The organism is Actinospica sp., from assembly GCF_035552695.1.
Lineage (GTDB): Bacteria > Actinomycetota > Actinomycetes > Streptomycetales > Catenulisporaceae > Actinospica.
In genome coordinates this window covers 38,084-44,703 of the sequence record NZ_DASZKT010000180.1, presented here as the reverse complement: position 1 = coordinate 44,703, position 6,620 = coordinate 38,084, and the positions used below count along the sequence as shown (strand labels likewise).

General features: G+C 70.6%; 4 protein-coding genes. 1 reads left to right on the top strand and 3 read right to left on the bottom strand.

What is annotated here, in order from left to right:
* Positions 1–181 precede the first annotated feature (181 nt).
* Positions 182–1,612 (top strand): hypothetical protein, encoded by a 1,431-nt coding sequence (locus tag VG296_RS21195; protein WP_325568245.1) that lies wholly within the window; start codon positions 182–184, stop codon positions 1,610–1,612.
* 28 nt (positions 1,613–1,640) lie between these two features.
* Here VG296_RS21195 and VG296_RS21190 read toward each other — a convergent pair whose 3' ends face one another.
* The 3 genes from VG296_RS21190 to VG296_RS21180 form a co-directional block, all read right to left on the bottom strand.
* Positions 1,641–2,432, bottom strand: a complete 792-nt coding sequence (locus VG296_RS21190) for an enoyl-CoA hydratase/isomerase family protein (RefSeq protein WP_325568243.1) — start codon at positions 2,430–2,432, stop codon at positions 1,641–1,643.
* 12 nt (positions 2,433–2,444) lie between these two features.
* The gene (locus VG296_RS21185) at positions 2,445–4,790 is read right to left on the bottom strand and encodes a CoA transferase (protein WP_325568249.1); all 2,346 of its coding nucleotides are present in this window, start codon (positions 4,788–4,790) and stop codon (positions 2,445–2,447) included.
* 298 nt (positions 4,791–5,088) lie between these two features.
* The gene (locus VG296_RS21180; RefSeq protein WP_325568241.1) at positions 5,089–6,606 is read right to left on the bottom strand and encodes an AAA family ATPase; all 1,518 of its coding nucleotides are present in this window, start codon (positions 6,604–6,606) and stop codon (positions 5,089–5,091) included.
* Positions 6,607–6,620: the final 14 nt, after the last annotated feature.

The following is a 6,620-nucleotide window of genomic DNA, read 5'->3' as shown; positions in this document are numbered from 1 at the left end:
GACCGTCACCTCGATGAGCGCCGACTGACGCCCCGTCTCCCCGGTTTTCGTAAACACCGTGCGCGCGGTTCGCTGAGCGGACCGCGGAACGGACGCGAGCGCGACGGACGGCCGAATAATCGGGTAACCCCCGATGACCGTACCGCCCTTGATCCGGGGTTTTCCTTCTGGAGGCTATCGCATGCTCGGCGGCGACACGGCAAGAACGATCGACGACAACTCACTGACCCCGGTGCCCCGTGAAGAGCGCAAGTCCGGGACATACCTGTCCTGGCTCCCCGCGGGCGTGGCCACCTCCCTGCTCCAACTGACCATCGCGGGCGACATCACCGCGCTGGTCGGCTCGCAGTGGGGCCTGCTGGCCGGCGCGGTGGTGGGCACGCTGGTGCTGATCCTCGGCTGGCTGTTCTGCAACATCGCCTACCGGGAGGGTCTGTCGAGCACGGTGCTGCCGCGCTTCTACGGGCTCGGCCTGCGCGGCTCCGCGCTCTCCTCGGCCGCGTTCGGCATCATGATCATCGCCTTTCTCGCGAGCGAGAACGTGCTGCTCTACAACGGAACGCTGTTCGCCTTCCACTGGCACGACACCACGGGTCTACGAATCTTGATCTACGGCGTGCTCACGATCGTCTGGGTGGCGCTGAGCACCTTCGGCATCAAGCTGGTCACCCGCACCTCCTCCGCGCTCGTGATCCTGTTCATGTGCCTGCTGGCCTACATGGTCTTCCACATCTACCACGGCTCCTCGACCAGCCTCGGCGACTCGTTCACCCAGGCCAACACCGTGCTGACCGGCTCGGGTTCCTCGCGCTTCGTCACCGTCATGGGCATCCTCGGCGGCCAGGGCGGCGCGCTGATCCTGGTGAACGCGGACTACACCAGGTACGCGCGCAGCCGCAAAGCGGTCGGCGCGGTGAGCCTGTCCGGCGCCATCATGCTCGACATCGTCGGCATCGCCCTCGGCATCCTGGTGCTGACCGGCGGCAACCCGATGGTCGCGAAGTACCTGGTGCTGCACGGCACCGCCACGGCCGCGACGGCCCCCGCCCAGGCGGCGGCGCTCGCGGCGACCAACACCGGCGCCTACTTCGTCATCATCGCGGGCGCCGCCGGATTCGCGCTGATGTACGTCGCGCAGACCAAGGTCCAGGTGCTCAACACGTACTCGGGGTCACTGGCCCTGTCGAACCTCTACTACGTGCTGACCGACCGGCACCCCAACCGCTTCGTGATGATCGTGCTGTCAAACGCCATCTGCCTGGCGATGATCGCGGCGGATGTGTTCGGCAGGCTCTCCGGGCTGCTGAACGTGCTCGGGATGGTCGTGATGGCCTTCATCGCACTGGCGATCGCGGACTTCTACATCGTCGCCCGCTCCCGGGCCCGCGACACCTCCGCCGAGGTCGAAGCGGTCAACTGGGCGGGTGTCATCACCTTGATCCTCGCCTCGGGTGCCGCGTACGCGCTGTATCGCACCGGCGTGTTCCAGTACGGCTTCCTCGCCTCGGCGGTGATCGCCATCGCGTTTTACCCGCCGCTCCGGATGACGGTGTTCAAGCCGGCGGTCCGGGCCCCCGAATCACCGGCGCACGCCGCGGAGGCGATGTCGTAGCGACATCGCCTCCCGAGACCTCGCCACGTCAGCGGCCTGCGAACTTCGCAGGCCGCTTGTCGAGGAAGGCCTGCAGGCCCTCGGCGGCGTCGGCCGTCCGCGTCAGCTCGAACACGCCGCGCTCCTCGTGGGCGAGCGCGTCCTCGATCGGCAGATCGCGGCCCGCGTCGACGACCCGCTTGAGCAGGCCGACGGCCGCCGTCGGCTTTTCCGCGAGGCGACGGGCCTCGGCGGCCACCGACTCGGTGAACGCCGCCGCGTCCACGACCGCGTCGACCAGCCCGAGTTCGAGGGCGCGCGGCGGCGGAAGGATCTCGCCGTCGATGATCAGGCGGCGGGCCAGATGCGGACCGACGAGCCGCGGCAGCCGCTGGCTGCCGCCCGCTCCCGGGAACAGTCCAAGCGTGATCTCCGGGAAGCCGAAGGTGCCCGTGCTCGACAGGATCCGCACGTCGCAGGCGAGCGAAAGCTCCGCGCCGCCGCCGAGCGCGTGGCCGTTGAGCGCGGCGACCACGGGCTTCGGCGCCAGCTCGATCACCCGCTGCACGTCGATCCAGCGGCGCATCCTCGCCTGGTTCGCGTCCGAGAGATCGCGCATGACGGCGATGTCGGCGCCGGCGATGAAGAACCGCCCGGTGCCGATGATCACGATGCAGCGCACCTCGGGGTCCTCGGCCAGCGGCGGCAGCACCCTGAGGAACTCCTCGATCATCGCCGGGTCGACGGCGTTCGCCTTCGGCCGGTCCACGCGCACGGTCGCGACCGCGCCGTCCCGCGTCACCCGCAGCACCGACGGTGCCGCATCCGCATCCGCACTCATCTCAAATCCCTTTCACTCGGTGACGCCCGCGGCGGCCAGCGCCGCCAGGTCCTGCTCCGACAGGCCGAGCAGCTCGCCGAGCACGGCCGCGGTGTGCTCGCCCAGCAACGGGGCCGGACCGGTGAGCGCGCCGGGTGTGGCAGTCAGGCGCGCCACGACGCCCTCGTGCCTGACCGGCCCCGCGATCGGGTGCTCCAGCACGGGATAGAAACCGCGCGCGGCGAGCTGCTCATCGTGCTCGACCAGGTCTTGACCGGTGGCGACGAGAGCCGCGGGGATCCCGGCGGCCTGCAGCCGTCCGGCGAGCGCCGCCGGCTCCCGGTCCGCGGTCCACGCCGCGATCAGCGCGTCGATCTCGTCTTCGCGCACACGTCGTTCCGCCTGGTCCGCGTCCCGCAGTTCCGCCGTCGCGCCGATCAGCTCGGCCAGAGCGCGCCAGGCGCGGTCATCGAGCACTGAGATCGCGATCCACCGGTCCGTGCCGGCGGCGCGATACACGCCGTGCGGCACCGCGTTCGCGCAGCGGCTCGGGTGTTCGGCGGTGCGCGGATCGGGTTCGCCGGCCGGGCGTACGCTCTCCAGCAGAGCAGGACCCATCGCCGCGGCCATCGCCTCCAACTGCGACAGGTCGACATGACCGCCGGAGCCCCGTGCCAGCATGTCCAGCACGGCCAACGCCGCGGCATTGCCCGCGATCATGTCGCCGAGCCCGAAGGCGAGCCCCTGCGGCGCCCCACCGGGCTCGGCCGTCTCGTGGGTCAGTCCCGACATCGCCCCGAGCGTGTCGGCGAAGGTCACCGCGTCGCGCCACGGCCCGGCCTGTCCGACTCCGGCCATCGACACCAGGACGACGTCCGGGTTGACCGCACGCAGTGAGTCGTAGTCCATTCCCCAGCGCGCGAGCACTCCCGGGCTGAAATTCTCGATGACGACGTCGCAGCGCGGAACCAGTTCGCGCAGCAGCCGCTTGCCGTCGCCGGTGCGGAGATTGAGCGCGACGCTCCGCTTGCCGCGATTGAAGTTCAGGAAGTACCCGCTGTCGTCCGGGCCGGCGCCGGGACGCAGCCGCATCGAGGGCGCGAACCGGGTCGGGTCCTGCCGGTGCCGCGACTCGATCTTGATGACGTCCGCGCCGTGTTCGGCCAGCATCTTCGTGGCGTAGGGCCCGGCCAGCACCCAGGTCAGGTCGAGAACCCGCACCCCCGCCAGCGGCCTCGGATCGCCCGCCTTCCCCAGACGCGTCCGGCGTCCGCGCGGGCCCGGCGAACTCCAGGCCGCGGCCCGCGACACCTCGCGCAGCGCACGCAGCGTCACCGGGCGCGGAAGTCCGGGTGCCTCCCAGGCGAAGCCGACGTCCTCCGCGTCTTGTTCGTCCCCTGTCACGGTGACGAAGAACCGCCGATCGCGAAGCTGCGGATTCGTCGTCAGATCCGCGCACGAGGCGACCTCGGCCCACGGCAGCGCACGCGCCCGGCCCTGCGCGGCCAGGTCGGCCGCGGCGCGTTTGGCCGTGAACCGCGCGATCACCTCGTCCACATGGACGCGGGCCTCCCAGCGCAGAACCGGATCGCGGTATCGGGCGTCCGGCAGATCCGCTGCCTCACCCTCCTCGGCGAGCCAGGACAGCAGGTCGGTCCACATCCGATCGCTGCCCGAGTAGCCACCCGCCACGAATCCGTCGGCAGCCGGAAAGGTGCGATGCGCCACGTGCCCGTAGACCCCGCCGGTGCGCACCGGATACCGACCGGCGTGGATCCACCCGATCGCGCCCGTCTCCAGGGTCGCTGCCACCGCCTCGCACGCCGATATGTCAATGAGCTGCCCCGAGCCGGTGCGGTCACGCGCGAGTACGCCGAGCAGAGCCGCGATCGCGGCATGCATTCCGCCCGTCTGCACCGCCTGCTCGCGCGGCGGCGCCTTGGGCGCACCGTCCGGGCGTCCGCACAGCCACGCCATCCCCCCGGCGCCGGCCAGCACCAAGTCGTCCGCCAGCCACTCGCGCCGCGGACCGGTCAAACCGAACGGCGTGACCACCACGTGCACCGCGTGCGGCCAACGCGAGGAACCGTCGGCGAGCACCCCCCGGAGCGCACGGAACCGACCGCTTTCCAGAACGACGTCCGCTTCGGCAGCCAGTGCGTCGAGTGCGCTCCGATGGTCGTCATCGCGGCCTGAGTCGGTCTCCGACAGCCGGACCCGGCGCTTGCCCGCGTGCCAATGAGCCCGAGCCGCGGGATCGAGACCGGCGGCGCGGTCCACGCGCAGCACATCCGCGCCCAGCCCGACAAGCATGCGCGCCCCTTGCCACGCGAGTTCGTCCGTGAGGTCGAGTACACGTAGAGGCGCGGGATCAATCATGGTGCGCAAGCTCTCTCCTCGCATGGCATCGACGTACGGTCCGACCGCCACGAGACCCGCCGGCGCGCCCGGCCCGACACGCGGATCGGGCCGGTGGACCACGAGCGGCTCGCTGCCACGGACACGCCCTCGGGCTTGAGCACGCACCACGATCCTGCGCCCCTGCGCCGCAGCTCGACAGCCCGACGTTCCGCTCACCAGACCGCGGCGGCGTAGGCGAAGGCAGAACGACCATTCGTGTGCGCCGCATACGACGGCCGCGTCACTACCGTGAGAGCGCCGGAATCACGGCGGAGCCTCACGGGTTCGCGTAGATCTCCTCGAGCCCGGTGAGCAGGATGCGGCGTCCGGGCCGCGAGGCTTCCGCGGCCAGTTCCGGAGTGAAACCGGTCGTGCTGAACAGTCCGAGCGTCGCCCCGGTCGCATCATGGCCCGCCGCGGTCAGCAGGTCGCTCAGGTGCTCGAGGCGGCGCAGTTCGGCCAGACCCGGACGGCGCTCGCGTGACTTGGCCTCGGCGAGAAAGGCGATCGGCGCCCCGGTCGTACGCGGCCTCGCTCCCCGGGCCAGAGCGAGCACGTCGATCTCGTGGCCGGTCTTATGCTCGCGGCAGGAGACGACGGACTGGCCGACCGCTCCGACCTCGAGCCGGGCCTCGTCCTGCGCGTAGCGTGCGGTCCATTCCGCGGCCAACGCCTCGAAGTGCGGGCCGAGGATCTTCGATTCCACGGTGTGCTGCACCTCAGCCCACACGCGCTCGGCTCGACCCGCCTCCAGATCGCCGAGGTAAGGCTCGATCACCAGGTGGTGCAGACGCACGATCGGGTCGGTAATCGTGATCACCGGCCGTCGTTCGAGCAGCAGATCCTGGCGACGCTCGATGAACCCGGCAGCCTCGAGCATGCCGAGCTGGTAGTTGAGCGAGGTGGCCGGTCGGCCGAGCAGGCCGCCGATCTTCGTCGGCGAACTCTCCCCCGCGGCCACCGCGGCCAGGATGGAACCGTACGCGGCCGAGTCGCGGATCCTCGGATCCTCGTGCACCACCCGTTCAGCCTCACCGAACAGCGGCACACTCGGACGCAGCACATTCCGGGAAAGCCAGGCGCCGGCCTGCTCCACCGATTCCGGAAAGCGCGGATCGGGCGTCAGTTCCCGGTATCCCGGCGTCCCACCGATGAACGCGTTGTGCCGGAAGGCCGCCTCGATGTTCTCAATCCCCCAGTACGCGCGGGCGTGACGATAGCCGAAGGGCTTGATGCGCAGTTCCAGCGCACCCCGCCCGCGCAGCGCCTTGGTCCCCGAAAGCAGCCCGGACATCACCGAGATCGCCGAGCCGCACAAGACGAGCTTGAGCGGGGGCGCAGCCCCCACCGCGCCCGGACCGATCCGGTCGTAGAGCCCCTGCACGATCGAGGCGAGCCCGGGGCTCTCGTGCGCGAGATAGGGGAATTCGTCGATGACCAGCAGGGCAGGCGCCCGGCCCTGCGACGCGCCACGGTCGCGAGTGGCCATCAGCTCGGTCGCGGTACTCAGCGCCGACTCCCACCCGTCGAAGCCGAAGCTGCCCGCGGGCAAGCCGTACCAGGCGGCGAGCGTGTCGGCGAAGCGACCCAGCGACACACTCTCCACCTGCTCGGTCGCCAGGTGGTAGATGCCGCCGCTCGCCTCGGCCAGCCTGCGCAGCAGGTAGGACTTGCCCTGGCGGCGTCGCCCGTAGACGATGGCGATACGCAGCCCCGGCTGCGCCGAGGCGGCGAATTCGGCCAGGTCAGCCCATTCCTCGTCTCGATCGAAGACATCGAGGGGCTTGTCCGCCATCAGCACCTCCGGCT

Excerpts from the sequence above, each read along its gene's own strand:
- VG296_RS21195 (WP_325568245.1), top strand. The coding sequence starts at position 182 with ATGCTCGGCGGCGACACGGCAAGAACGATCGACGACAACTCACTGACC.
- VG296_RS21190 (WP_325568243.1), bottom strand. The coding sequence starts at position 2,432 with ATGAGTGCGGATGCGGATGCGGCACCGTCGGTGCTGCGGGTGACGCGG.
- VG296_RS21180 (WP_325568241.1), bottom strand. The coding sequence starts at position 6,606 with ATGGCGGACAAGCCCCTCGATGTCTTCGATCGAGACGAGGAATGGGCT.
- VG296_RS21185 (WP_325568249.1), bottom strand. The coding sequence starts at position 4,790 with ATGATTGATCCCGCGCCTCTACGTGTACTCGACCTCACGGACGAACTC.